28 protein-coding genes and 1 tRNA gene are annotated in these 23,545 nt (G+C 63.6%); 14 read left to right on the forward strand and 15 right to left on the reverse strand.

Going from position 1 to position 23,545, the window contains the following annotated elements; genetic code table 11:
- Positions 1-117: 117 nt before the first annotated feature.
- Positions 118-1,191 (forward strand): D-alanyl-D-alanine endopeptidase, encoded by a 1,074-nt coding sequence (gene pbpG, locus F0185_RS02085; protein WP_167221102.1) that lies wholly within the window; start codon positions 118-120, stop codon positions 1,189-1,191.
- Between the two features lie 79 nt (positions 1,192-1,270).
- Here the strand turns inward: pbpG and F0185_RS02090 are convergent, their stop codons facing one another.
- The gene (locus tag F0185_RS02090; protein WP_167221104.1) at positions 1,271-2,050 is read right to left on the reverse strand and encodes an IclR family transcriptional regulator; all 780 of its coding nucleotides are present in this window, start codon (positions 2,048-2,050) and stop codon (positions 1,271-1,273) included.
- A gap of 148 nt (positions 2,051-2,198) precedes the next feature.
- Here F0185_RS02090 and F0185_RS02095 point away from each other — a divergent pair, with 148 nt between their 5' ends.
- From F0185_RS02095 to F0185_RS02110, 4 genes are all read left to right on the forward strand, one after another.
- A complete protein-coding gene (locus tag F0185_RS02095) occupies positions 2,199-2,585 on the forward strand; it encodes a diacylglycerol kinase (protein ID WP_166896715.1) in 387 nt (128 codons plus the stop codon).
- A 129-nt stretch (positions 2,586-2,714) separates the two neighbouring features.
- Positions 2,715-3,275 carry an RBBP9/YdeN family alpha/beta hydrolase gene (locus F0185_RS02100; protein WP_167221106.1) on the forward strand — a complete coding sequence of 187 codons (561 nt, stop codon included), beginning with the start codon at positions 2,715-2,717 and terminating at the stop codon, positions 3,273-3,275.
- 54 nt (positions 3,276-3,329) lie between these two features.
- On the forward strand, positions 3,330-3,968 hold the full coding sequence (locus tag F0185_RS02105) for a peroxiredoxin (protein ID WP_167221108.1): 639 nt from the start codon (positions 3,330-3,332) through the stop codon (positions 3,966-3,968).
- 160 nt (positions 3,969-4,128) lie between these two features.
- Positions 4,129-4,902, forward strand: coding sequence for a sulfite exporter TauE/SafE family protein (locus tag F0185_RS02110; protein ID WP_167221110.1), 774 nt, complete (start codon positions 4,129-4,131; stop codon positions 4,900-4,902).
- Between the two features lie 22 nt (positions 4,903-4,924).
- Here the strand turns inward: F0185_RS02110 and F0185_RS02115 are convergent, their stop codons facing one another.
- Positions 4,925-5,326, reverse strand: coding sequence for a hypothetical protein (locus tag F0185_RS02115; RefSeq protein WP_167221112.1), 402 nt, complete (start codon positions 5,324-5,326; stop codon positions 4,925-4,927).
- A gap of 216 nt (positions 5,327-5,542) precedes the next feature.
- Here F0185_RS02115 and cysT point away from each other — a divergent pair, with 216 nt between their 5' ends.
- From cysT to F0185_RS02150, 7 genes are all read left to right on the forward strand, one after another.
- Positions 5,543-6,445 carry a sulfate ABC transporter permease subunit CysT gene (cysT, locus tag F0185_RS02120; protein WP_167221114.1) on the forward strand — a complete coding sequence of 301 codons (903 nt, stop codon included), beginning with the start codon at positions 5,543-5,545 and terminating at the stop codon, positions 6,443-6,445.
- Positions 6,442-7,377, forward strand: coding sequence for a sulfate ABC transporter permease subunit CysW (cysW, locus tag F0185_RS02125; RefSeq protein WP_167221116.1), 936 nt, complete (start codon positions 6,442-6,444; stop codon positions 7,375-7,377). Before cysT ends, cysW begins: the two co-directional genes overlap by 4 nt.
- Positions 7,374-8,447, forward strand: a complete 1,074-nt coding sequence (locus tag F0185_RS02130; RefSeq protein WP_167221118.1) for a sulfate/molybdate ABC transporter ATP-binding protein — start codon at positions 7,374-7,376, stop codon at positions 8,445-8,447. Before cysW ends, F0185_RS02130 begins: the two co-directional genes overlap by 4 nt.
- The gene (locus F0185_RS02135) at positions 8,444-9,382 is read left to right on the forward strand and encodes a CysB family HTH-type transcriptional regulator (RefSeq protein ID WP_167221120.1); all 939 of its coding nucleotides are present in this window, start codon (positions 8,444-8,446) and stop codon (positions 9,380-9,382) included. The genes F0185_RS02130 and F0185_RS02135 overlap by 4 nt, the downstream gene beginning before the upstream one ends.
- A gap of 233 nt (positions 9,383-9,615) precedes the next feature.
- Positions 9,616-9,891 carry a hypothetical protein gene (locus F0185_RS02140; RefSeq protein ID WP_187362413.1) on the forward strand — a complete coding sequence of 92 codons (276 nt, stop codon included), beginning with the start codon at positions 9,616-9,618 and terminating at the stop codon, positions 9,889-9,891.
- A 10-nt stretch (positions 9,892-9,901) separates the two neighbouring features.
- Entirely contained in the window at positions 9,902-11,128 is a 1,227-nt protein-coding gene (locus tag F0185_RS02145) for a DUF2325 domain-containing protein (protein ID WP_167221122.1), read from the forward strand.
- A gap of 126 nt (positions 11,129-11,254) precedes the next feature.
- Positions 11,255-11,752, forward strand: a complete 498-nt coding sequence (locus F0185_RS02150) for a DUF6714 family protein (protein WP_167221124.1) — start codon at positions 11,255-11,257, stop codon at positions 11,750-11,752.
- A gap of 108 nt (positions 11,753-11,860) precedes the next feature.
- On the opposite strand, the gene F0185_RS02155 is transcribed toward F0185_RS02150, so the two are convergent.
- The 5 genes from F0185_RS02155 to F0185_RS02175 form a co-directional block, all read right to left on the reverse strand.
- On the reverse strand, positions 11,861-12,907 hold the full coding sequence (locus F0185_RS02155; protein ID WP_167221126.1) for an aldo/keto reductase: 1,047 nt from the start codon (positions 12,905-12,907) through the stop codon (positions 11,861-11,863).
- 10 nt (positions 12,908-12,917) lie between these two features.
- Positions 12,918-13,955, reverse strand: a complete 1,038-nt coding sequence (locus F0185_RS02160) for a quinone-dependent dihydroorotate dehydrogenase (RefSeq protein WP_167221128.1) — start codon at positions 13,953-13,955, stop codon at positions 12,918-12,920.
- 77 nt (positions 13,956-14,032) lie between these two features.
- Entirely contained in the window at positions 14,033-14,761 is a 729-nt protein-coding gene (locus tag F0185_RS02165) for an arginyltransferase (RefSeq protein ID WP_167221130.1), read from the reverse strand.
- 83 nt (positions 14,762-14,844) lie between these two features.
- Positions 14,845-15,573 (reverse strand): leucyl/phenylalanyl-tRNA--protein transferase, encoded by a 729-nt coding sequence (gene aat / locus F0185_RS02170; RefSeq protein WP_167221132.1) that lies wholly within the window; start codon positions 15,571-15,573, stop codon positions 14,845-14,847.
- A 3-nt stretch (positions 15,574-15,576) separates the two neighbouring features.
- Positions 15,577-16,161 (reverse strand): NUDIX hydrolase, encoded by a 585-nt coding sequence (locus F0185_RS02175; RefSeq protein ID WP_166896687.1) that lies wholly within the window; start codon positions 16,159-16,161, stop codon positions 15,577-15,579.
- A gap of 181 nt (positions 16,162-16,342) precedes the next feature.
- Between F0185_RS02175 and F0185_RS02180 the strand changes: the two genes are divergently transcribed.
- Positions 16,343-16,419, forward strand: a tRNA-Met gene (locus F0185_RS02180).
- Positions 16,420-16,499: 80 nt separating this feature from the next.
- On the opposite strand, the gene F0185_RS02185 is transcribed toward F0185_RS02180, so the two are convergent.
- From F0185_RS02185 to F0185_RS02195, 3 genes are all read right to left on the reverse strand, one after another.
- Positions 16,500-17,528, reverse strand: a complete 1,029-nt coding sequence (locus tag F0185_RS02185; protein ID WP_167221134.1) for a MerR family transcriptional regulator — start codon at positions 17,526-17,528, stop codon at positions 16,500-16,502.
- A 66-nt stretch (positions 17,529-17,594) separates the two neighbouring features.
- Positions 17,595-18,491, reverse strand: coding sequence for a DNA-3-methyladenine glycosylase family protein (locus tag F0185_RS02190; protein WP_167221136.1), 897 nt, complete (start codon positions 18,489-18,491; stop codon positions 17,595-17,597).
- A 132-nt stretch (positions 18,492-18,623) separates the two neighbouring features.
- A complete protein-coding gene (locus F0185_RS02195) occupies positions 18,624-19,631 on the reverse strand; it encodes an XdhC family protein (RefSeq protein ID WP_167221138.1) in 1,008 nt (335 codons plus the stop codon).
- A gap of 50 nt (positions 19,632-19,681) precedes the next feature.
- Between F0185_RS02195 and F0185_RS35140 the strand changes: the two genes are divergently transcribed.
- Complete coding sequence (locus tag F0185_RS35140) at positions 19,682-19,816, forward strand: hypothetical protein (RefSeq protein ID WP_267875896.1); 135 nt, start codon at positions 19,682-19,684, stop codon at positions 19,814-19,816.
- A 12-nt stretch (positions 19,817-19,828) separates the two neighbouring features.
- On the opposite strand, the gene F0185_RS02200 is transcribed toward F0185_RS35140, so the two are convergent.
- From F0185_RS02200 to lspA, 5 genes are read right to left on the reverse strand one after another with little or no spacing between them, the layout of a single operon-like run.
- Positions 19,829-20,221: a surface-adhesin E family protein gene (locus F0185_RS02200; RefSeq protein WP_167221140.1), complete on the reverse strand. Its 393-nt coding sequence runs from the start codon at positions 20,219-20,221 to the stop codon at positions 19,829-19,831.
- Entirely contained in the window at positions 20,218-21,309 is a 1,092-nt protein-coding gene (locus tag F0185_RS02205) for a M48 family metallopeptidase (RefSeq protein WP_167221142.1), read from the reverse strand. The genes F0185_RS02200 and F0185_RS02205 overlap by 4 nt, the downstream gene beginning before the upstream one ends.
- A 12-nt stretch (positions 21,310-21,321) precedes the next feature.
- A complete protein-coding gene (dut, locus tag F0185_RS02210; protein WP_167221144.1) occupies positions 21,322-21,771 on the reverse strand; it encodes a dUTP diphosphatase in 450 nt (149 codons plus the stop codon).
- Between the two features lie 14 nt (positions 21,772-21,785).
- Complete coding sequence (coaBC, locus tag F0185_RS02215; RefSeq protein WP_167221327.1) at positions 21,786-23,006, reverse strand: bifunctional phosphopantothenoylcysteine decarboxylase/phosphopantothenate--cysteine ligase CoaBC; 1,221 nt, start codon at positions 23,004-23,006, stop codon at positions 21,786-21,788.
- 17 nt (positions 23,007-23,023) lie between these two features.
- Positions 23,024-23,542 (reverse strand): signal peptidase II, encoded by a 519-nt coding sequence (gene lspA, locus F0185_RS02220; RefSeq protein ID WP_167221146.1) that lies wholly within the window; start codon positions 23,540-23,542, stop codon positions 23,024-23,026.
- Between the last annotated feature and the right edge of the window lie 3 nt (positions 23,543-23,545).

Here is a 23,545-nt window from a genome sequence, read left to right on the forward strand (position 1 = left end):
GCTACGACGTTGTAGCCCGGCACAAGACTTCCTCCGAATGTCAAATTCGTTTGCGATTGCTGAGTACTTTGCTAGACTTCAGCGATATAAAGGTCAGCTCGCTTCAAAGGAATTCAGATGTATAAGTTTGTCTTGGGCGCTATCGCTTCCCTGCTGTTCGCTTTCACCCCGCCGGTCGAGGCCAAGGTCAAGGCCAAAGCCAAGGCCGGGGTCAGTGCGGGCAAGGTCAAGAAGCAGGCCGTCGGCAAGTCGCGCTTCAAACGGCGCGAAGTCGCTCCCCGCGTGGTCGCCGAGAGCCGCAACACCATGGTGCGCCGTACCGTCATGGTGCGCGGCAAGCGCAAGGTTGTGTACCAGCGCGTGATCGTCGCCGCCTCGCTGCCCGAACGGGCGCGCCAGAGCGCCGGCGACCGTGCCGGCCTGAACCAGACGTCCGACCCGCTCGACCTCAAATCCAACGTGGCCTTCGTGCTCGACCAGAACAATGCCGAGGTATTGTTCGAAAAGAACGCGAATATCGCCTTGCCGATCGCCTCGATCACCAAGTTGATGACCGGCCTGATCGTGGTCGAAGCGCAGCAGGATATGGGCGAGGTGCTCAACATCACCGAGGACGACGTCGATCACGAAAAATTCACCAGTTCGCGCCTGCGCGTCGGTTCCAGGATGACGCGCGCCAACTTGCTGCATATCGCGCTGATGAGTTCGGAGAACCGGGCGGCGGCTGCGCTGGCGCGCAATTATCCGGGTGGCGTGGCGGGGTTTGTCGAAGCCATGAATGCCAAGGCGCGCCAGCTGGGCATGAACGATACGCGCTATGTCGATTCGAGCGGGCTGTCGAGCCGCAATGTGGCCAGCGCGCGCGATTTGGCCAAGCTGGCCATGTTCGCCTACAACCAGCCGCTGCTGCGCCAGTATTCGACCGATCCGAAATCGACCGTCGATGCGGGCGACCGGCTGATGCATTACAACAATACCAACTATCTGGTCGCGATGCCGGATTGGGATATCGGCTTGCAAAAGACCGGCTTCATTAACGAAGCGGGGCGCTGCCTGGTGATGCAGACCGTGATCCAGGGCCGCGCCGTGATCATGGTGTTTTTGGATTCGAAGGGCAAGCAATCGCGCACCGCCGATGCGGGACGGATGCGGCGCTGGCTGGAGGGCTTGCGCCCGCCCGGTTTGTCGTGAAGTAGCCAGTGAACCGTCATTGCCGCGGGGGCGCCTGGCCCTGCGCGGGAAGTCATTTCTGCCAATGGCAGAAATGACACTATACCGGCCCGGTATACCCCAGGGTCGCCGAAATCTGGCTCGCCGTGCTCACCAGGTCCTCCAGCCATTCTTCCTGCAAGCGATCGGCCGGCGCTGAAATCGACAAGCCGGCAATCAGCTTGCCCGAATCGTCATGGATGCCCGCCGCCATGCAGCGCACGCCCAGTTCCAGCTCTTCGTTATCGCGCGCATAACCGCGCGTCCTGACCACGCTCAGCTCGCGTTCCAGCTTGCCCAGGTCGGTAATCGAATTCTTGTTATGCCCGGCCAGCCCGGTGCGCGTGGCATACGCCCGGATCGCCTTCGGTTCATCCACCGACAAAAACAGCTTGCCGGTGGAGGTCAGGTGCAGCGGGCCGCGTCCGCCGATGGCGCGCACCACCTGCATCCCGGAACGCTCCGAAAACGCGCGGTCGATGTACACAATCTCGTCGCCCTGGCGCACCGACAGGTTGATGGTCTGCTGGGTCTTCTTGTGCAGCGAGCGCATGTAGTCGAGCGCCGCTTCGCGCACCGACAGCCGGCTTTTCACCACATTGCCCAGCTCCAGCAAACGCATGCCGAGACGGTAAGTGCCGGGTTCCACCCGGTCCACGAAGCGCGTGATGACCATGTCGTTCAGGATCCGGTGCGCAGTCGATGGATGCAATCCGGACACCTTGGACAATTCTTTCAGGCTGACCGGATCGGTATAGTTGGCCAGCGCGTCGAGCAAGGCCACCATGCGCTCGATGACCTGGATCGAGGTTTTGGGCGCTTCAACGGTGTCGATTTTCATGATGTGGTTGGTGCAGTGCAGTATATGTCCGTACTTTATACCACAATGTGAAAAGGATTGGCAATTTCCCTTTGCGGCGCGGCAAAGATGGCGCAGCGGCGGCGGGGCGGGGCATAATGCGTTTTACCTGTTTTTTTGAAGAGACTCCATGACCGAGCCTGTCAGTGAATTCAAGAGCAAAAGCGGCCTCCAACGCATCGTGGCGGCGACCGGCTATTCGATCGATGGCTTCAAATCGGCCTGGGCAAGCGAGCATGCCTTCCGCCAGGAACTGTTCCTGGTCGTTATCGGCACCGTCATCGCCCTGCTGTTGCCAATTTCTTCCTTCCAGAAACTGTTCCTGATCGCCGTGCTGGTGCTGGTGCTCATCGTCGAGCTGATCAACTCGGCCATCGAAGCCGTGGTCGACCGCGTCTCGCTCGAACGCCATCCGCTATCGAAGAATGCCAAGGATTTCGGCAGCGCCGCCGTGATGCTGGCGGTCATGATCGCCGTGGCCTCGTGGGCGGTGGTGCTGTTCAACCGCTTCTATTAGTCCACTGCGCTAGTGCGCTGATTGTCGCAAGCCGGCCCGCCTTATGCGCGGGCCGCATATCGAACCGCGAAACGATTCCTTCGCTTTCGCCGCATCGGGCCGTATTCTGGTGTTCCAGGAGGTGGCGCCATGACGGAACTCTTTCCCCATTTTCAAGTAATCGTGGTCAGTGGACTGCATGACAGCGGACCGGGCCATTGGCAGTCGCGCTGGCAGCGCCTGCACCCGGAATTCGTGCGCGTGCGCCAGGATGATTTCGACCAGCCCGACCTGGAGGCCTGGGCGGCGCGGCTGGACCAGGTGCGCCGATCCGATCCGCGTCCCGCGCTGGTGGTGGCGCACAGTTTCGGCTGCCTGACAGCGGTGCACAGCATCGCCCGCAGCAGCGACGGCGTGGCCGGCGCCCTGCTGGTCGCGCCGGCCGATCCCGACAAATTCGGTGTGGCCGAGCGCCTGCCCGCGCTGTCGCTCGATTGCCCTAGCATATTGGTCAGTAGCGCCAACGATCCGTGGATGAGCGCGCCACACGCGGCCTTGTGGGCACGCCGCTGGGGCAGCGAGCTGATCGAGCAGGGCCGGCTGGGACACATCAATGCCGACTCAGGCCTGGGCGACTGGCCGGCCGGTTACAAGTATTTGCAGCGCCTGGGCGAATTGGCGCACAATAGGACGCTGGCCTTTTCGGCATGATTGACATCCGCTTATAACTTTCGAACAACTTTCGATGAACGATTGGAGATCACAATGAGTTTACGTTTGGGCGATACCGCTCCCGATTTCGAGCAGGATTCTTCGCTGGGAACGATCAAGTTTCACGAATGGGCTGGCAACTCGTGGGTGGTGCTGTTCTCGCACCCGGCCGATTTCACGCCCGTCTGCACCACCGAGCTCGGCCTGACTGCCAAGCTCAAGCCTGAATTCGACAAGCGCAACGTGAAAGCCATTGCGCTGTCGGTCGATCCGGCCGACCTGCATAAAACCTGGATCAAGGACATTGAAGAGACGCAAAAAACCGTGGTCGGCTTTCCGATCATCGCCGATGCCGACAAGAAGGTGGCCGCCCTGTACGACATGATCCACCCGGAACAGTCGGCCACGGCCACGGTGCGCTCGCTGTTCGTGATCGATCCGAAGAAAAAGATCCGCCTGTCGATCACCTATCCGATGAGCACCGGGCGCAACTTCGACGAAGTGCTGCGCGTCATCGACGCCCTGCAACTGAGCGATGCCTACACCGTGGCCACGCCCGGCAACTGGCGCGATGGCGACGATGTGATTATCCCGCTGAGCGTGCAAGACCCGGAATTGATCAAGCAAAAGTATCCGAAAGGCTACACCGCCGAGCGCGCGTATCTGCGCGTGACGCCGCAGCCGAACAAGTAAGCTGCCCTGCGCGGGGAAGTCCTGTCCGCCAGTGGCGGAAAGGACTCCCCGGCATTACCATTTTCACCACGCCGCCCTGAAACGCATAAGCAAATAAGCTTTCCGTTGTTTGAATCACGGCTGAGTCCCTATACCCTGAAGGTATTCCAGGGGCTCATTCATGCAACTTACGTATATCGTTTCAGGTTTTGCCGTCGGCCTGCTGGTCGGCATGACCGGTGTCGGCGGGGGTTCCCTCATGACGCCGCTGCTCACGCTGTTGTTCGGCGTGCCGCCCTCGGTCGCCGTCGGCACCGACCTTGCGTTCGCCTCCATTACCAAGTCGGCCGGTGCGTTTACCCACCGCCTGCGCGGCACCGTGCGCTGGGATATCGTGCGCCATCTCTGTTTCGGCGCCTTGCCGGCCGCCGTGGCCGCCACCTTCGCGCTCAAGCAATTCGGCGCGCTCGACAAGGAAATCGGCCAGATCATCCGTTACTCCATCGCCGGCTCGGTCATGCTGACCGTGATTGCGCTGCTGTTCCGAGGCAAGATGCTGGCCTGGATCAACGCCAGGCCCGAGCGCCAGTTGCAGGGCAGGGCGCTGGCGGCCGCCACTATTGTCTCCGGCGCGCTGCTGGGCGTGCTGGTCACGGTCTCCTCGATCGGCGCCGGCGCCATCGGCGCGACCTTGCTGGTCATGCTGTACCCGCGCATGACGCCGGCGGAAGTGGCCGGCACCGACATCGCCTACGCCGTGCCGCTGACCGCGATTGCCGCCTTCGGCCACTGGTGGCTCGGCTCGATCGACTGGGCCTTGCTCGCCATGCTGCTGATCGGCTCGCTGCCAGGCATCACCCTCGGTTCCTGGATCGCCAAATCGGTGCCGGAAGGCTTTTTGCGCGGCTTGCTGGCAACCACCCTCACCTTGGTGGCGGTCAAGCTGGTCTATTAAACTCCGTTAAAACCAGCCGCGCTCAGGGCCGGCTCGGCCACACCTGCGCCACGCGCGCGCGCAGAAACGGGTCGCCGACGACGATCGGCGCCAGCCAGCGCAGCACCGTCGCCGCTTCATGGCGCAGTTCGGTCCACAGCGCAAACTCGCAATTGAGCGCCGCATTCACGTACACCCGCACCAGCAGTTCGCGCTCGACCGGCGTGGCCCCGGCCGCCGCGCCAAGGCGCACGTAGGCCGCCACCAGCGCCTGCGTGTCGCCGCCGCGCGGCAGCATCGGCGCCGGGTCGCACTCCTGCGCCCAGACGTGGAAGATGGCGCGCAGCCCCGGCGGCACGCTGACGCTGAGCATCGCGTCCGCTTCCGCTGCCCGGCAACTGTCCGGCGCGCCGCCGCTTTCTTGCAAACGTTCATGGTTGTCCATGGTTCCTCCTGATCGCTGTATGTCAGACAGCGCCGGGACGAGCCGGGTTCAGCCGTTCAAGCCCGCGTTTGCGCCCGCTCAAGTCATCCGCAGCCGCGCGTTCGGCGCAATCTTAATAGCATATCGATCTATACAAATAAGAAATGCTTCGTTTGCGTTATGAGGTTCTGATGCGATTATTGCCGCCTATTAGACGAATTTGTAATAAGAGGCCCCATGTCCCCTTCACTTCCCAGCGACAAGCCGCCCAAGATCTTTCCCGGCTCCGACTGGCTTTTCCGCTGGTTCTACGTCAAGACCCCGCGCCGGGTCTTGCCCGGATTTGGCCTGACGCTCGGCTTCACCGTGTTTTACCTGTGCCTGATCGTCCTCATTCCACTGTCGTCGGTATTCCTCAAGACCTTCAGCATGACCTGGCCGGCGTTCTGGGAAGTGGTGGCGTCGGAACAGGCGATCGCCTCCTACCGCCTCAGCTTCGGCGCTTCCTTTATCGCGGCGCTGATTAACACCTTCTTTGGCGGCATTGTCGCGTGGGTGCTGGTGCGTTATGAATTCCCGGGCAAGCGCATCATGGATGCGCTGGTCGACCTGCCGTTCGCGCTGCCCACCGCGGTGGCCGGCATCACGCTCACCGCGCTGTACTCGACCAACGGCTGGATCGGCAAATACTTCACCGAGCTTGGCATCAAGGTGTCGTACACGCCGTTCGGCGTGGTGGTGGCGCTCACCTTCATCGGCTTGCCCTTCGTGGTGCGCACGGTGCAGCCGGTGCTGGAAGACCTGGAAAAAGAACTCGAAGAAGCCGCCGCCAGCCTTGGCGCCAACGCCTGGCAAACCTTCACCCGGGTGGTGTTCCCGGCCGTGATGCCGGCCCTGGTGACCGGTTTTGCGCTCTCGTTCGCGCGCGCCACCGGCGAATTCGGCTCGGTCATTTTCATCGCCGGCAACCAGCCGATGATCTCCGAAATCACGCCGCTCCTCATCTACATCAAGCTCGAAGCGTATAACTACGCCGGCGCCACCGCGATTGCCGTGGTGATGCTGGTGGCCTCGTTCGCGCTGCTGTTGGCCATTAATCTGCTACAGGCGTGGACACGCGCCAGGACCGGTAAAAAATGAGCACTGCGATTAACCAGGCGGCGACGCCCGCTACCGGCCGTGCGCGCCGCTCGTTCCGGGACCTGTTCCTGCGCCGCTCGCACCCGCTCGAACCGGTCTGGGTCAGCGCGCTGCTCAAACTCATCGCCCTGGTCTTTCTGACCCTGTTCCTGTTCATTCCACTGGCCGCCGTGTTTGCGGAAGCGTTCAAGAAGGGCGCCGAAACCTATGTGGCGGCGATTATCGATCCGGATGCGGTGGCCGCCATCAAGCTGACCCTGATCGCCGCCTTCATCTCGGTGCCGTTCAACCTGGTGTTCGGCGTGTGCGCGGCGTGGTGCATCGCCAAGTTCGAATTCCGGGGCAAGTCGATCCTGCTCACCTTGATCGACCTGCCGTTCTCGGTCTCGCCGGTGATCGCCGGTTTGATCTATGTGCTCATGTTCGGCGCCCAGGGCTGGTTCGGCGAGTGGCTGGCCAGGCATGACATCAAGATCCTGTTCGCGGTGCCGGGCATCGTGCTGGCGACGGTGTTCATCACCTTCCCGTTCGTGGCGCGCGAACTGATTCCGCTGATGCAGTCGCAGGGTAACGAGGAAGAAGAAGCCGCGCTGGTGCTGGGCGCCTCGGGCTGGGCCACGTTCTGGCGCGTGACCCTGCCGAACATCAAATGGGGCCTGCTGTACGGCGTGATTTTGTGTAACGCGCGGGCGATGGGCGAATTTGGCGCGGTGTCGGTGGTGTCTGGCCACATCCGCGGCGAGACCACCACCATGCCGCTGCACGTCGAAATTCTCTATAACGAATACAACTTCGCGGCCGCCTTTGCCGTCGCCTCGCTGCTGGCATTGCTGGCGCTGGTGACCCTGGCGATCAAAACCTTTGTCGAATGGCGGCTGCGCGAAACGCACGCGCTGCACGCCGCAGACCGCAACATGGAGCACGGATCATGACGATCGAAGTCAGGAATATCAACAAGCGGTTCGGCGATTTTGTCGCCCTCGACAACGTCTCGCTGCAGTTCCCCTCGGGCGAACTGACCGCGCTGCTCGGCCCATCGGGCTGCGGCAAGACCACGCTGCTGCGCATCATCGCGGGGCTGGAGCATCCGGACAGCGGGCATGTGCTGCTCGATGGCCAGGATGCGTCCGACCGCCACGTGCGCGAACGCCAGGTCGGCTTCGTGTTCCAGCATTACGCGCTGTTCAAGCACATGACCGTGTTCGAGAACGTCGCTTTCGGCTTGCGGGTCAAGCCGCGCAAGGACAGGCCGAACGAACAGCAGATCCGCCACAAGGTGCAGCAACTGCTCGAACTGGTGCAGCTCGACTGGCTGGCCGACCGCCATCCGCCGCAACTGTCGGGCGGGCAGCGCCAGCGCATCGCCCTGGCGCGCGCACTGGCGGTCGAACCGCGCGTGCTGCTGCTCGACGAGCCGTTCGGCGCGCTCGACGCCAAGGTGCGCAAGGAACTGCGGCGCTGGCTGCGCCGCCTGCACGACGACCTGCATGTGACCAGCATTTTTGTAACCCACGACCAGGAAGAAGCGCTGGAAGTGTCGGACCAGGTGGTCCTGATGAACAAGGGCCGGGTCGAGCAGTTGGGCTCTCCCGAGCAGGTCTACAACCATCCGGCCTCGCCCTTCGTGTACGGCTTTTTGGGCAATGTGAACCTGTTCCACGGGCGCGTGAACGACGGCGTCATGGCCAGCGGCGACGCCAGTTTTTCGGTGCCGGAGCATGCCTCGGCCAGCAATGGGCAGGGCACCGCCTACGTGCGCCCGCACGATCTCGATATCGACCGCTATACGCCGGGCGCGGACGGCATCGTCGTCAAGCTGCGCCGCGCGCATGCGATCGGCCCGCTGGCGCAGCTCGATCTTGAGCGCGCCGACAACGCCGAATTGATCGAAGCGGTCATTCCCAACGAGCGCTATCGGCAGTTGGCGTTGAAGGAAGGCGAAACGCTGGTGGTGCGTCCGCGCCGGATGCAGGTGTTTGTCGATCAGGGAGCGGCGATATGAATTTCCAACAACTGCGGTCCATCCGCGAAGCGGCCCGGCGCGGCTACAACCTGACCGAGGTGGCCAACGCCTTGTTCACGTCGCAGCCGGGCGTGAGCCGCCAGATCCGCGAGCTCGAAGACGAACTTGGCGTGGTGATCTTCGAGCGTAACGGCAAGCGCCTGACCGGCTTGACCGATCCGGGCAAGGGCATCCTGAAAATCATCGACCGCCTGCTGGTCGAAGCCGAGAACCTGCAGCAGGCCAGCATGGAATACGCCGGCAAGAACAGCGGCACCCTGACCATTGCCGCCACCCATACGCAGGCGCGTTACGCGCTGCCGAAAGTGGTGCAGTCGTTCCGCAAGGACTTCCCCGAGGTGCGCATCGCGCTGCAGCAGAGCGCTCCCGATCATATCGCCGAGTGGGTTTTGTCGGGCAAGGCCGATATCGGCATCGCCACCGAGGGCCTGTCGCAGTTTCCGGACCTGGTGTCGTTCCCGTGCTACCGCTGGAGCCACCTGATCGTGGTGCCGGACGGGCATCCGCTGCTTGGCTGCTCGCCAATCCGGCTGGAAGACCTGGCCGACTATCCGCTCATTACCTACGATGTCGGTTTCACGGGGCGCGGGCATATCGATGCGGCGTTCGCCAAGGCTGGAGTGCGTCCCGACATCGTGCTCACCGCGATGGATTCGGACGTCATCAAGCAGTACGTGAGCCTGGGGATGGGCGTGGGGATCGTGGCCTCGATGGCGTTCGACCATGGGCGCGACAAGGGGCTGCGCGCGGTGGAAGCGTCGCACCTGTTCGCGGCCAACGTGACGCGCCTGGCGGTGCGGCGCGGCGCCTATCTGCGCGCGTATGCGTATCACTTCATCGAACAGTTTGCGCCGGATGTCTCGCGCGCCGATATCGAACGCGCGCTCGACGCCGACGCGCCGCGCGAAGTGTAAAACGTCGTTCCCGCGAAGGCGGGAACCCAGGTTCGTAGCGCAGCCAAGCGCTTCGGCACGAACCTGGGTGCCCGCCTTCGCGGGACGTGGGTTGCGGCAGTGCCGGAGACGACAGCCTGCTTTCATCGCTTGCAAATGCGAATGATTCTCGTTTATACTTGATTTCAGCAAGCCATCCACCCACGCATAGCCCGCCGCCGTTGCCAGCCACTGCATACCGTCAAGGAAGCATCGTGTCGAGCAAACATCCACAGAATCCAAGCGAACCTTGCCAGCATGTGACGATCGCCGACAGCACCATCGGCCACGTCAGCATCTGCCCCGAATGCAGTGTGCTGCACCTGTCGCTGAACCACGTCTCGGTGCGCTTCACGCCGGAAGCGTTCCGCGCGCTCTCAAGCATGGTCGGTGACGCCCAGGCGCGGCTCGATCACGTAGCCCAGTCCAACGCCGCCGCCGCCGCTGCCGCCGTCATCGACGAAGCGCGCCACGGCCCCAAGCTGCATTAAGGAGAAGCGTATGTGCGACCACGATGCCAAAAAGCCGCTCGCGCGGTTCTTCCCTCCTGACGGCGAAGCCGCTTCGCGCACCGCGTCGTCGCGCCGCCAGCGCTTGTGGGAGCTGCCGGCCAATACCCACTGCCCGGTGATCGGCGTGTGCCTGCCGCTCGGGGTGCTGCGCAAACTGGTGAACAAGGGCGTGCGCGGCCAGGCCCTGGCCGACGACTACGAAATCCACGTCGGCGCGGTGGCCGAATGCGCCAACCGCAACCGCATCTCGAACCTGCTGCAGGATGCGCTCGACCAGCGTTACGCGCTGGTGCTGCTGCGTTTCAAGGATGCGCGCAGCGGCGACGCCGTCATGCTGTTGTGGCGCCAGGCGATCGCGCAGGGCGACGTGGCCGGGGCTTTTTGGGCCGCGCTGACGCACCCGCGCAGCGACTTTTTGGTGCAGGACACGGTGTTGCGCGAGATGCACATGATCCAGCACCAGGCCGGCGCCAACACGCGCATCGACCACGCGCACTACCTCGAACTGCAGGAAGAGAATGCCGCGCTGGCGGCCGAACTGGCGCAAGCGCAGCAGCGCCACGTGCGCACGCTGGCCGACAAGGCGCGCGAGCTGGAACAGGTGCAGGCGCAGTTGATGACCGCGCGCGCCGAGCTGGTGGCGCGCGAGAGCAAGGTCGCATTTTTGCAGGCCGACATGGCGGAACTGGCGGCCTCGGTGCCGGACCTGGAAGCGCGCACGCGGCTCAAGCAAAAGCTCGATGATGCGGCGCAGCGCTTGAATGCGCGCGATGCGCAGCTGGCGCAGCTGCGCCAGCAACTGGCGGCGTCCACGCGCCAGCTCGACGCCTTGCAGGCGGCGCGGCCGGTCGAGGCGCCGGTGTGCGAGGAAGACGCTGCCGAGGCCATCGCCGCCGCGCAGCTGGTCGACAAGACCTTGCTGTGCGTGGGCGGCAGGAGCGCCAGCGTGGCCAGTTACCGCTGCATGACGGAGGAGGCGGGGGCCAGGTTCGCGCACCATGACGGTGGACAGGAGCACGGCGCCGATCTGCTGGACGCCAATCTGGCGGCGGCCGACCTGGTGATTTGCCAGACCGGCTGCATCAGCCACAACGCCTACTGGCGCGTGAAGGAGCACTGCAAGCGCACCGGAAAGCAGTGCGTGTTCGTGGAAAATCCGAGCAGCACGAGTTTTTCGCGCGGGCTGCGCCAGATCGCGATTCTGGCGGAGGGGTAGGAACAGCATCCCTGCTGTTCCAGCGCCTGTACGAGCATGTACAATGCTCGCTTCAGGAAAATTTTCGGCGTTATTCCTTAAGTCGGATGGTGAGGCTTGCCGATACCTTCACCGTCCGTGAACTGCGTGACGGCACGCTACCAATACATGACAACTGAGGCGCTCCTCGCTGAAATCAAAACCGCCTTCCCGCCCGTCGCGATGCCGAGGAAATCAGATCTTCGCGTTCATCACGACGGCTGCTATCACTGCGATTTCCTTGCGCGAGATATCGATAACTTCAGGGGAGAACCCGTTGGAGACGCGGTCATCCGGGTCCTCCATCGGGAACTGTCGTCGCTTTCAGCGAAGGGGTGGGTGTGGGCGCTCCCTCACTACCTGCCGTTCTGCCTGAGACCAGAGGCCAAGTACGATCAATCGGAGACAGAGTTCCTTCTGTATAGCCTCGCTCCAGAGAAGGAGTTCGAGGCCGATAAAAGGCATCAGTTTTCCGCATTAAGCAGGCAGCAAGTGACATGCCTGATCCACTTCGTGGAGTGGCTTAAAGGGCATCCACATTGGAGCGCATACTGCCTTTCGGAGATCCAGACAGCCTTGGATTTCCTTGAAAGCCTCGATCCCTGACTTTTTGATCAAGCGGGCAGCTTGCGCATTGCCTTCTATCTGAGCGTCCCCTGTCGTCGCCACTTGTGCGGGAACGACGGTTCCAAGTAGCGTGACGGTCAATGACGCTTACGCGCCCGGGTTGGTAATGCGCGCGTGGATCGCGTCGATCTCGGCCACCACTTCCGGCGCCAGCGTCACCGACATGGCGTCGATATTTTCCTTCAACTGCGCCAGGCTGGTCGCGCCGATGATGGTCGAGGCCACGAACCAGCGCGAGTAGCACCACGCCAGCGCCATCTGGGTCGGCGTCATGCCGTTGGCGCGCGCCAGGGCCGCGTATTCCTTGACCGCCGCCAGCACCGGCGCGCGCAGGTAACGCGGGCTCCACGACGCCGGAAAAATCGTCAACCGGCCACTGGCCTTGGGATCGTCCAGGTACTTCGCGCTCAACTGGCCGAACGCCAGCGGGCTGTAGGCCAGCAAACCCACATCTTCGCGAAAGCAGGTTTCGTCCATCAGGCTGGTCTCGAACTTACGCGCGGTCAGGTTGTACAGGTTCTGGACGCTGGCGATGCGCGGCAGTCCCTTCATCTCGGCCTGCTTGACGAATTCGCTCACGCCCCACGCGCTCTCGTTCGACAGGCCGATATGCCCGATCTTGCCGGCGTCGATCAGTTCCTTCAGCCCGGCCAGGGTCTCTTCGACGGGAATGGCCGCGCGCTCCTGGGCCGGGTCGAACGCGGTGGCGCCGAAGATCGGCACATTGCGGCTCGGCCAATGCAATTGGTATAAATCGATATGGTCGGTCTGCAGGCGCCGCAGGCTATCTTCCACCGCCGCGCGCAGGCTGGCGGCATCGAGGTCCTGCTTTCCTTCGCGCACCCAGTGCAGGTTCTGGTTCGGCCCGGCCGCCTTGGTGGCCAGGACGATCTCGCCGCGCCGGCCGCTCTTTTTGAGCCAGCTGCCGATAAAGCGCTCGGTGTCGCCCTGCGTCTGCGGACGCGGCATGACCGGATACATTTCGGCGGTGTCGACAAAATTGATGCCGCGCTCGAGCGCGTAATCGAGCTGGCTGTGCGCGTCGGTTTCGCTGTTTTGCTCGCCGAAGGTCATGGTGCCGAGGCAGATTTTCGATACCTCGAGCGGGGTGCGTCCGAGCCTGGTCTTGATCATGGTGCGTTCCTTATGGTCGAAGGGCCTGCGCGCATTCGCGGATCAGGCCCGGTCCCTGGTAAATCAGGCCGGTATATAACTGTACCAGCGAGGCGCCCAGATGGATCTTTTCTTTGGCGTCGGCCCCGCGCATGATGCCGCCCACGCCGATAATCGGCACTGCGTCGCCCAGTTCCTGGCGCAGCGCGCGGATCACGATGTTCGACAGCTCGAATACCGGATCGCCCGACACGCCGCCGGTTTCCTGGCCGTGTTTCATGCGCTCGACTTCGCGGTGGCTGAGGGTGGTGTTGGTGGCGATGACGCCGTCGATCTTGTGGCGCAGCAGGGCGCTGGCGATATCCTTGATCTGGTCGCCGTCGACGTCCGGCGCGATCTTGAGCGCCAGCGGCACGTAGCGCTTGTGCTGGTCGGCCAGGCGCAGTTGCGCGTCTTTCAGGCGGGAGAGCAGCGCGTCCAGTTCCGACGCTCCCTGCAGCTGGCGCAGGTTGGCGGTATTCGGCGAGGAGATATTGACCGTTACGTAGCTGGCGTACGGGTACACTTTTTCGAGGCAGTGCAGATAGTCGTCGACCGCGTTTTCGATCGGCGTGCTGGCGTTCTTGCCGATGTTCAGGCCAAGCACGCCCTGCTTGTCCTGGTAAAATTTCGACGCCTGCACGTTGGCGACGAAGGCATCGACCCCGCCATTATTGAAGCCCATGCGGTTGATCACGGCGCGCCTGGCCGGAATGCGGAAAATGCGCGGCTTGGGATTGCCCGGCTGCGGCTTGGGCGTGACGGTGCCCACTTCGATGAAGCCGAAACCGAGGCTTGAGAGGCCGTCGATGTAGGCGCCATCCTTGTCCAGGCCCGCGGCCAGGCCGACCGGGTTGGGGAAGGTAATGCCCATGACGGTGCGCGGATCGGGCGCGGGTTTGCTTAACAGGCCGGTCAGGCCCAGCGCGGCCGCGCTACGCAGGAAGGGCAGGGTAACGTTGTGCGCCGTCTCGGGCTTGAGGGTGAACAGCAGGGGACGACCTAAGGCATACAGCAGTTTCTGGGACATGGAGTGCTCGGGTTGGTGCGGGTGCCCGCATTTTACCGTGCGCCGGGGCTGGCCGCTCACTGCCCATCCACAAGCGGCTAGCGATCGAGCAGGCTCCAGATGCCGTCGATGCGCGCTTCGAGCGGCCGGAAGTTGATCTTGTAGGCCATCTTGGGACTTTGCTCGATCCAGTATCCGAGATACACGAACGGCAGTTTCAGTTCGCTGGCCTGGGCGATCTGCCACAGCACGTTGTAGGTGCCGAAGGAGGCGCCTGGCACGTCGGGGTCGAAAAACGTGTACACCGACGACAGGCCGTCCGACAGCACGTCGATGATCGAGACCATGCGCAGCACGCCCTCGCCATCGCGGAACTCCACCAGGCGCGTGTTGACGCGGCTTTGCAGCAGGAACTGGGCGTACTGGTCGCGGCTGTCCTGGTCCATGCCGCCGCCGACGTGGCGCGTGGTCTGGTAGCGCAGGTAAAGCGCGTAGTGTTCGTCCGAAAAACTCAGGTTGGCGACGGTGGCCACCAGCGCCGCGTGGCGCGTCCAGGCGCGCCGCTGGCCGCGGCTGGGGGCAAATTCGGTGGCGCGCACGCGCACCGGAATGCAGGCGTTGCAGCCGTCGCAATAAGGGCGATAGGTGAAGATGCCGCTGCGCCGGAAGCCATTCTTGACCAGTTCGGAGTAGACGTCGGCGTTGATCAGGTGCGAAGGGGTGGCCACTTGCGAGCGCGCCTGCCGGGCGTCGAGATAGCTGCACGGGTAGGGCGCTGTGGTGTAGAACTGCAGCGTCGAGAAAGGCAGGTCGTTTAAGTGCGTCATGCAGTCGCTTTCGATACGGCGTGGTTGCGAATGGTGGCCCTGGTTGCTTCCTTCTGTTCTATTGTAGCCAAACTTTACGCTGTTTACGGCATCTGTGTAAATGGCGAGCCCGGTTTCCATTGTGCGATGCCGGGCTTGGCGATCGCGTCGCGCAAATGCGCCAAAAAGGCGCTGCGCGTGATCGGTGCCGCGCCCAGCGACGCCAGGTGGCCGGTCTCCTGCTGGCAGTCGATCATGGCCACGCCGTGGCGGCGCAAAAAGGCGACCAGGAAGGCCAGCGCGATCTTGGAACCGTCGGTCACGCGCGCGAACATCGACTCGCCGTAGAACATGCGGCCGATGCACACGCCATAGGCGCCGCCAACCAGTTCGCCATCGAGCCACAGTTCCGACGAGTGGGCGTAACCCATCGCGTGCAGGCCGCTGTAGCCTGCGACGATGTCGTCCGAAATCCAGGTGCCCGGCCCGTCCTTGCGCGGGGCGGCGCAGGCGCGCATCACGTCCCCGAAAGCGCTGTCGAAGCGCACCTGCCAGCGTCCGCCTTCTTCCATGCTGCGCTCGACCCGGCGCAGGGCCTTGCGCAGACTGTTGCTGATGCGAAAATCTTCAGTCATCAGCACCATGCGCGGGTCGGTGCTCCACCAGAGGATGGGCTGGCCTTCGGAAAACCAGGGGAAAATGCCATGACGATAGGCGCTCAGCAGGCGCTCCGGGGACAGGTCGGCGCCGGCCGCCAGCAGGCCCGGCGCGTCGGAGGTGAGCGCTGCGGCGACGTCGGGAAACGGCGAATCGGTCTCAAGCCAGGGAATCATGGCTTATTCGGGATCGCTGGCAATGCGCATCGCCCGCACCACGTCGTGCGTGTGGAAGCCGAAGCCGCCGCCGTCGCGCATGCGGGCGCAGTCGGCGAAAAACAGTTCCAGGGTGGTCCGGATGGTGGGGAAGGCCAGGTCGTCCCACGGAATCTCGTGCTCGGCGAACATGCGTGCATCCAGGCTTTCGATGCCGGGCGCAAAGTCCAGGCTGCGCAGGCGGGCCAGGTAGAACAGGTGGACCTGGTGCACCTGGGCTACATTAAGCAGGCTGAACAAGTTGCCGATCTCGATGTCGGCGCCGGCTTCCTCTTCGGTTTCGCGAACGGCGGCCTCGGCGGTGGTTTCATCGTTTTCCATGAAGCCGGCCGGCAAGGTCCAGAAGCCGTGGCGCGGTTCGATCGCGCGCTTGCACAGCAGCACGCGCACTTCTTCGCCCTCCGGTTGCCATACAGGAATGGAGCCGACGACGAGCTTGGGGTTCTGGTAGTGGATCGCCGCGCATTGCTTGCACACATAGCGGGGGCGGTTATCGCCCTCCGGGATGAGCAGGTCGACGGGATGGGCGCATTCGGAACAAAATTTCATAGTCAAATGGGAAGAATGATTTTCGCTTACTGTACACCGATTGCAGGCTGGATGCGGTGCGCGCGGGGCGTAAAAGCGTGCTGACGCCCCTGCGCCCGCGTTTGGTTTACAGCTATCGCACATCTTGATTGGATTAATATTGCCTAATTCTGAAAAGGCCCCTATAATAGCTACATACAGACGCGGGGTGGAGCAGTCTGGCAGCTCGTCGGGCTCATAACCCGAAGGTCACAGGTTCAAATCCTGTCCCCGCAACCAAACACAGCAAGCCGCTGATTCTCTTACAGGAATCAGCGGCTTTCGCTTTTGCGGACAGCGCTTTCAGTGCTTGCGCCAGCTCAGGAATGCTGGCGCATGGCCGCCATGGCTTGCCCGATGAACGCCTTCATCTCATCGGTGATCCAGCTGCCGATCATCAGCAGCGGTTCTTTTTCGTAAGCGGTGCGGATTTTCGCATGCGTGGCGGGATCGTCGCCGGCGAACGACTGCGATAAATCGATCCATTCGCGCATCAACTGCCGTACCGGCGGATCGTCCGGGGCCGCGCCGTCCGCGATGGCCTTGCGCACCCGCGCGATCAGCGCCGGCCACTCGTCCATGCGCAGGCGGTAGTGCGCATCCATGTACGCGAACTCCGCGGGCGAGACGTATTTCTTGAACATCGCCAGGCGCGACTGGGTGAATGCTTCCTTCAAAAACGCCTCCACCTCCGGCGTGATGCCGTTCTGCTCGCGCAGCGCCGGTTCGCGCGCCTGCATGGCGAGGATGCGCACCATGATGTCCGGGTCGCCGTTGGTGTCACGCTCCAACTTTAACATCCATTCCTGCGACAGCAATTGCGCGGCAGGGCTTGATGTCGGCGTGCCGGCGGCGATCATTTGCTTGAAGCGCGCCACCATCGCATCCCACTCGGCGATGCAGGCGGCGTCGCCGGCGAAAAACGGCAGCTGTTTCAGTTCTTCTTTTGAAAAATAGGTATCGTACATGGTCATTAACTCCAAAGTGGTCAGCCACGCGGCCAGGTCCGGCTCCACCCCGGCATCGAGTTCGCCCTGCAGCGTTGTCAGCTGCGCGCGCAAGATGCCGGCCCGGTCGATCTGGCGGGTCAGCGCGGTGATCTGCTGCTCCACGATGCCCGACAGGTTGGAGCCCGGATTGGCCAGGAAGGTTCCGATGTCGGCCAGCGACACGCCAAAGCGGCGCAGCGCCTGCACCTGGTGCAGGCGGGCGATATCGTCGCGGTTGTACAGGCGGTAGCCGGCCTCGGAACGCGCCGAAGGACAGAGCAAGCCAATGGCGTCGTAATGATGGAGCGCGCGCACCGTCAATCCTGACCGTTTCGCCAGCTCGCCTATTTTTAACTTCATCGAATCGCTCCTTGTCTTCATGCGTGAACACAGTCTGGAGTCTGACGTGGCGTTAGGGTCAAGCGCTTAATCGCCAGCGTCGGTTTGCGGGCGCGGATGCAGGCTGGCCCACAGGTGGGCCGCCGCCATGGTCCGGTGCGGCGCGTAGTGCGCCAGCAGCGCTTCGGTGCGCGCCATGTCCGGCTTGGCGTCTTCGCCCAGCAGGTGCTGCAAGGCCGCACGGATCGCAACGTCGCCATGCAGCGAGCAGTCGGAGTAACCGTAGCCGCGCAGCAGTGCGTAGTTGACGGTCCACGGGCCGATGCCTTTGATGGCCAGCAGCGCCGCCGCGACGCTCCCCGCGTCCTGCTGGCGATCGAGCGTCAGTGCGCCGCTGTCGACCAGCTGCGCCAGGCGCAGCAAGGTGTCGGCCTTCGAGCGCGAGAATTTGCGGGTGGTCAGGGCGTCCGCATCGAGGCGCGCCGCATCGCGCGCTTCGGGGTAGCACCACAAGCCGCTGCTGTGCTGGCGGCCGGCCTGCAAGATGAACGTGCGGCGCAGCGCGATGGCAAAGGTCAGGTTGATTTGCTGGCCGATGATGGCCCAGGTCAGCGCCTCGAAAATCGTGGCCGACTGCACGATGCGTAAACCCGGCTGGCGCTGTACCACGGGTCCCAGCAGCGGGTCGGCCGCCACCGCGGCCAAGAACGGCGCAGGGTCGATCCGCAGCGCCAGGATGTTGAGCAGGGCGTCGTCGACCTGGCGCACGTCGCCTGGCGTGAGCGCGCCGTCGGCATGGACCGAGCACAATGCGGCGTCGGGGCCGAGGGCGATGTCGAGCAGCACCGGCACGCCGCCGATCATCACGCCCTTGCGGATGCGCGCCGGCGTCACCTGTTCGGCCACGCCTTCCGGGTCGCGGCTGTGGAAGGCGAGGATGTCGGCGCTGCGGTAACCTGGCGGAAGAGAAATCGACGTTTGCACGTTGCGGCCCTGTTTGCTGTTGGGAGAGGGCGCAACGATAGCACGCGGTCCAAATGGCGTGAACCCGGTGACCCGCACCCGGTGACCCGCATCGGCCGCGTGCGGAAAAGCCGCTTCTTGTTATTCAATCGGCTAGAGCGCGCACACCTCGGTGCGGGCCGGTTCCAGCGCCGCCGCATGGCGCACCTGCAGTTCGGCCGGCACGCCGTTCTTGATGGCGGTGAGCTCCGCGAGAATCGAAATCGCAATCTCGGACGGCGTCTTGCTGCCGATGTAGAGGCCAATCGGCCCGTGCAGGCGCGCCAGCTGCGCATCCGACAGGTCGAATTGCTTGAGTCGTTCGCGCCGTTTGGCGTTGTTCAGGCGCGAGCCGATCGCGCCCACGTAAAAGGCGTCGGACTTGAGCGCCTCCATCAGCGCCAGGTCGTCCAGCTTGGGGTCGTGCGTGAGCGCCACCACGGCGCTGCGGTGATCGAGGTGCGATTCGAGCACCAGGTCGTCGGGCATCATGTGCACCAGCTGCACTCCCGGCAGGTTCCAGCCGGCGCGGTATTCTTCGCGCGGGTCGCACACGGTGACGTAGTAATCCATCGCCGTGGCGATCTGCGCTAAAAAGCGCGAGAGCTGCCCCGCGCCGATGATGAACAGGCGCCAGCGCGGGCCGTGAATCGTGGTCAGCACGCCGTCCGCCAGCAATTGCACGGCGCCCGGCTGCGCCGTCGCCAGGGTGACCGCGCCGCTGGCCAGGTCGAGCCGGCGCGCCAGCAGTTCGTGCGCTTCCAGGCGCGCCAGCAGTTCGTCGATGGCGCTGTCGTGCGACAGCGGCTCGATCGCCAGTTCGATGGTGCCGCCGCAGGGCAGGCCGAATCGGTGCGCTTCGTCGGCGCTGATGCCGTAGCTGACCACCTCGGGTATCGCGCGCGTGATGCCGTGCCGGCGCACGCGCTCGATCAGGTCATCTTCGATGCAGCCGCCCGAGACCGAGCCGACCACGCGGCCGTCGTCGCAGATGGCGAGCGTGGCGCCGATCGGGCGCGGGCTCGAGCCCCAGGTCTTGATCACGGTGATCAATTCGCAGCGGTGACCGGAGGCGATCCACGCCGAGGCGGTCTTTAATACTTCCAGGTCTATGCTGTCCATTGAATCGAATATACTGGCGCTCCTGAATCGAGCACATGGTGGGTGGGAAGATGAGCAATGATACAAAAAATGACGATGGTTCGCCGAAGTTCGGCCGTTTGCTGATCGTCCTCGTTGGGGTGGTGGTGTTTTGCGGCGTGCTGACCTGGATCATGGGGACGTACTTCCCGAATTTCCCAGGCTGAAAATGCGCGGTTTTACTTCCTGCGCTTGCAGATGACCTGCAGCGCGCCGTCCGACACGCTGTCGGGCACGATGTCTTCCGGTGCGAATTTTTCGTACTTGAAGCTTTGCGAAACCGGCCCCTTGCCCATCGCCTCGGCGTAGTACACCTGGCTGAGCAAGGTGGTGGTGCGGTTTGCGCATGAATACAGGTGCAGCGCCTTCATCGACAGGTAGGGCGTGCCTTCGGGCGTGGCCTGTTCCTTCGCGTACGACACCAGCGACCAGACCTTGTAGCTCTTCTCGCTCCTGATGATGCTGCTCTTGTCGATGAACGACTGGCTGCCCGCGGCCGAACCGACTTTGATCCACTGCGCCGCCTGCGCGAGCAATGGCAGCATCAGGCAGGCGAGCAGCAGTTTTTTCATGGCGCGATGGTTTTCTTGGCGGCGTGCTTGGACTTGATGTCGGCCACGGCCTTGTCGATCGCGGCCAGGCGCGCGGCAGTGCCGGGGTGGTTGGCGACGTAGCCGTTCAACACCGTGGCCGGATAGGTCGAGGCCAGGCGCTTCCAGAACGCCGGCGCGCCATCGATGCTCACGCCGGCGCGCGCCAGCAGGTACATGCTCAGATGGTCGGCGGCGGCGTCGAGTTCCGGCGGCATGGCCTTCATGCCGCCGGTGCCGATCAACATCGAGGTATCGGGCCGCACGTTGGTCAGGTTGTCGATGATGCTGCCGATGGTGCCGACGCTGCGCTGCGAGGTGGCGTGTCCGAGAATGTTGTGCGCCATGCCCTTGGCCAGCAGGTAGGCGACCTCCTCGTCGTTTTTTGCGAATTGCAGCATGCCGCGCGTAACCATGACGCGCGAACCGTCGGCATACGAGTTGACGTTATCGGCATTTCCCAGTTCGATCGCAAAACCGCAGGCGCGCGTGACCGGCACGGTGAGCTCGCGGGTCTTGTCGTCACGTTCGATCTGCAGCGCCAGGCTGGCCTGTTTGGCGACCAGGGGACCGAACACGGAACCGACTGTGCTCGACGCGTTGGGGCCGACCGGCAGTGCCTTGCCGCTGGCCGAAATGAGGTTGTCGCCACGTCGCAGTCCGGCGCGCGCGGCGCCGCTGCCGGCCAGTACGCCCGTCACCTGCAGGCGCTCGCCCATGCCGAAGGCGATCTGCGCGGCCTCGTTGTACTCGCCCGGATACCAGTAGCGGTTGCGCGCGGTGAAGCCGAGCAGGTTGCGCGTGGACGACTTGCACAAGTCCGTATTGTTAATCAGGAGTGGAGCCGCGATGCGGTACAGGCGTTCCTGCAGGCCCGCCATTTTGGTCAGCGCTTCGGCGGCGGCGGCCATGCGCGGCGTGACCGCGCGCACTGGCGGCTCGACCGGCTGCTGCGGCATGGGGACCGTGGGAGTGGCATCAGGGGCTGGCCCGGTCGTCTCGCAAGCCGACAACATGAATGCCAGGCAGATTACCGGCACAGCCGGAAGCAGACCAGTGAAACGGGCCATAGGAATCTCCAATTAGTGTTTGCCGGTGCTGCCGAAACCGCCGGCACCGCGTTCGCTTGTGTCGAAATCGTCGACGATGTTGAATCCGACCTGCACCACCGGCACCACGATCAGTTGCGCCAGGCGCTCCATGGGGTTGAGCGTGAAGGCGTTCTGGCCACGGTTCCAGGTCGATACCATCAGTTGTCCCTGATAGTCGGAGTCGATCAAGCCTACCAGATTCCCCAGCACGATGCCGTTCTTGTGGCCCATGCCGCTGCGCGGCAGGATCATGGCGGCGTAACCGGGGTCGCTCACGTGAATCGCCAGCCCGGTGGGAATGAGCACGGTGGCGCCGGCTTCGATGATGATCGGTTCGTCGATGCAGGCGCGCAGATCGAGGCCGGCGCTGCCCGGCGTGGCGTAGGCCGGCAGCTGGTCCTTCATGCGTGGGTCGAGGATTTTGACGTCAATGGTTTTCATGGTGCGCTTACTTTTTACTTGAGCAGGGAGCGCTGTTCGATGCGCCTTGCGATTTCTGAAATCAGCTGGCGCGCCAGGGTGAGCTTGTCGGCGCGCGGCAGTACGGTGTGGCCAGTGTCGTCGAACAGCATGATGCTGTTCTCGTCCTGGCCGAAGGTGTGGTGGCCGATATTGCCGACCAAAAGAGGAATGCCCTTTTTTTCGCGCTTGACGGCGCCGTATTCTTCCAGGCGCTCCGATTCGGCGGCAAAACCGACGCAGTAAGGCCAGCCCGATACCGAGGTGGTGGCGGCGACCGACGCGAGGATGTCGGGATTCTGTTCGAACTCCAGGGTCGGCGTGGCGCCGTCGTCCTGTTTTTTCATTTTTTGCGTGCTGGCGTTGGACACGCGCCAGTCGGCCACCGCGGCCACGCTGATGAACACATGCTGGCCGCCGACGGCGTTCATCACGGCGTCGTGCATCTGGCGCGCGCTTTGCACGTCGGTGCGGCGCACCCTGTGCGGCGTTGCCAGCGCGGTCGGGCCGGAGATCAGCGTGACCTCGGCGCCGGCCTCGCGCGCGGCGCGGGCAATGGCGTAACCCATTTTACCGGACGACAGGTTGGTGATGCCGCGTACCGGGTCGATCGCTTCAAAGGTCGGCCCGGCGGTGATCAGGACGCGCTTGCCGGCCAATACCTTGAGCTGGAACGAGGCGATGACTTCGTCGAGCAGCTCGGCCGGCTCGAGCATGCGGCCCAGGCCCGTTTCGCCGCAGGCTTGTTCGCCGGCGGCCGGGCCGAAGATCTTGATGCCGTCGGCGCGCAGCTGGGCGGCGTTGCGGCGGGTGGCGGGGTTTTCCCACATCTCGACATTCATGGCCGGGGCGACGAGCAGCGGCACGCGTTGCGGGCGCGCCAGGCACAAGGTCGAGAGCAGGTCGTCGCATACCCCGTGCGCCAGCTTGCGCATGAAGTCGGCCGAGCAGGGCGCGATCAGGATCGCATCGGCCGCGCGGGTCAGGTCGATGTGGGCCATGTTGTTGGCCACGCGCGGATCCCACTGGTCGGTGTGGACCGGATGGCCGGACAAGGCTTGCATGGTCACGGCGGTGATGAAGTGGGTGGCGGCGTCGGTCATGACCACCTGCACCGAGGCGCCCTGCTTGATCAGCGCGCGGCACAGGTCCGCCGCCTTGTAGCAGGCCACCCCGCCGGACAGGCCGAGGACGATCTTCTTACCTTGCAGGTCCATCGTCATGGGCCGTCTCCTTATTGCCGGTTCACGCGGCGCAGCTCGTCGAAGACGAACAGCGCGGCGCCGACGCAGATGGCGCTGTCGGCGATGTTAAAGGCCGGGAAGTGGCCGAAGGCGGCGATGTGGAAGTCGAGGAAGTCGACCACATGACCATACGCCAGGCGATCGATGGCGTTGCCGATGGCGCCGCCCATGATCAGCGCCAGCGCCCAGCAGAACAGGCGCTGGCCGGCATGGCGCTTCAACATGTACAAGATGAAGCCGACCGCGATCACGGCCACGCCGGTGAAGAAGTAGCGCTGCCACCCGGGCTGGCTGTTCAGGAAACCGAAGGCGGCTCCCTTGTTATAGGCCAGCACCAGGTTGAAGAAGGAGGTGATGACCTTCTCTTCGCCGAACACGAAGGTTTTCTGGATCGCGATCTTGGTCAACTGGTCGATCAGGATCACGATGGCGGCGATGCCCAGCCAGGGCATCAGGCCGGAACCGCCTTGCGGCGAGGACGAGAACAGCTGTTTCTTTTTGGTGGCCATGGG

The sequence above is a fragment of the Massilia rubra genome (assembly GCF_011682065.1).
In the GTDB taxonomy this organism is placed as follows: domain Bacteria; phylum Pseudomonadota; class Gammaproteobacteria; order Burkholderiales; family Burkholderiaceae_D; genus Telluria_A; species Telluria_A rubra.

Excerpts from the sequence above, each read along its gene's own strand:
- F0185_RS02135 (WP_167221120.1), top strand. The coding sequence starts at position 8,444 with ATGAATTTCCAACAACTGCGGTCCATCCGCGAAGCGGCCCGGCGCGGC.
- F0185_RS02105 (WP_167221108.1), top strand. The coding sequence starts at position 3,330 with ATGAGTTTACGTTTGGGCGATACCGCTCCCGATTTCGAGCAGGATTCT.
- aat (WP_167221132.1), bottom strand. The coding sequence starts at position 15,573 with ATGATTCCCTGGCTTGAGACCGATTCGCCGTTTCCCGACGTCGCCGCA.
- F0185_RS02095 (WP_166896715.1), top strand. The coding sequence starts at position 2,199 with ATGACCGAGCCTGTCAGTGAATTCAAGAGCAAAAGCGGCCTCCAACGC.
- dut (WP_167221144.1), bottom strand. The coding sequence starts at position 21,771 with ATGAAAACCATTGACGTCAAAATCCTCGACCCACGCATGAAGGACCAG.
- pbpG (WP_167221102.1), top strand. The coding sequence starts at position 118 with ATGTATAAGTTTGTCTTGGGCGCTATCGCTTCCCTGCTGTTCGCTTTC.
- F0185_RS02195 (WP_167221138.1), bottom strand. The coding sequence starts at position 19,631 with ATGGACAGCATAGACCTGGAAGTATTAAAGACCGCCTCGGCGTGGATC.
- F0185_RS02115 (WP_167221112.1), bottom strand. The coding sequence starts at position 5,326 with ATGGACAACCATGAACGTTTGCAAGAAAGCGGCGGCGCGCCGGACAGT.
- F0185_RS02175 (WP_166896687.1), bottom strand. The coding sequence starts at position 16,161 with ATGAAATTTTGTTCCGAATGCGCCCATCCCGTCGACCTGCTCATCCCG.
- lspA (WP_167221146.1), bottom strand. The coding sequence starts at position 23,542 with ATGGCCACCAAAAAGAAACAGCTGTTCTCGTCCTCGCCGCAAGGCGGT.
- coaBC (WP_167221327.1), bottom strand. The coding sequence starts at position 23,006 with ATGGACCTGCAAGGTAAGAAGATCGTCCTCGGCCTGTCCGGCGGGGTG.
- F0185_RS02200 (WP_167221140.1), bottom strand. The coding sequence starts at position 20,221 with ATGAAAAAACTGCTGCTCGCCTGCCTGATGCTGCCATTGCTCGCGCAG.
- F0185_RS02145 (WP_167221122.1), top strand. The coding sequence starts at position 9,902 with ATGTGCGACCACGATGCCAAAAAGCCGCTCGCGCGGTTCTTCCCTCCT.
- F0185_RS02165 (WP_167221130.1), bottom strand. The coding sequence starts at position 14,761 with ATGACGCACTTAAACGACCTGCCTTTCTCGACGCTGCAGTTCTACACC.
- cysW (WP_167221116.1), top strand. The coding sequence starts at position 6,442 with ATGAGCACTGCGATTAACCAGGCGGCGACGCCCGCTACCGGCCGTGCG.
- F0185_RS02160 (WP_167221128.1), bottom strand. The coding sequence starts at position 13,955 with ATGTCCCAGAAACTGCTGTATGCCTTAGGTCGTCCCCTGCTGTTCACC.
- F0185_RS02090 (WP_167221104.1), bottom strand. The coding sequence starts at position 2,050 with ATGAAAATCGACACCGTTGAAGCGCCCAAAACCTCGATCCAGGTCATC.
- F0185_RS02205 (WP_167221142.1), bottom strand. The coding sequence starts at position 21,309 with ATGGCCCGTTTCACTGGTCTGCTTCCGGCTGTGCCGGTAATCTGCCTG.
- F0185_RS02100 (WP_167221106.1), top strand. The coding sequence starts at position 2,715 with ATGACGGAACTCTTTCCCCATTTTCAAGTAATCGTGGTCAGTGGACTG.
- F0185_RS02110 (WP_167221110.1), top strand. The coding sequence starts at position 4,129 with ATGCAACTTACGTATATCGTTTCAGGTTTTGCCGTCGGCCTGCTGGTC.
- cysT (WP_167221114.1), top strand. The coding sequence starts at position 5,543 with ATGTCCCCTTCACTTCCCAGCGACAAGCCGCCCAAGATCTTTCCCGGC.
- F0185_RS02130 (WP_167221118.1), top strand. The coding sequence starts at position 7,374 with ATGACGATCGAAGTCAGGAATATCAACAAGCGGTTCGGCGATTTTGTC.
- F0185_RS02155 (WP_167221126.1), bottom strand. The coding sequence starts at position 12,907 with ATGATCAAGACCAGGCTCGGACGCACCCCGCTCGAGGTATCGAAAATC.
- F0185_RS35140 (WP_267875896.1), top strand. The coding sequence starts at position 19,682 with ATGAGCAATGATACAAAAAATGACGATGGTTCGCCGAAGTTCGGCCGT.
- F0185_RS02185 (WP_167221134.1), bottom strand. The coding sequence starts at position 17,528 with ATGAAGTTAAAAATAGGCGAGCTGGCGAAACGGTCAGGATTGACGGTG.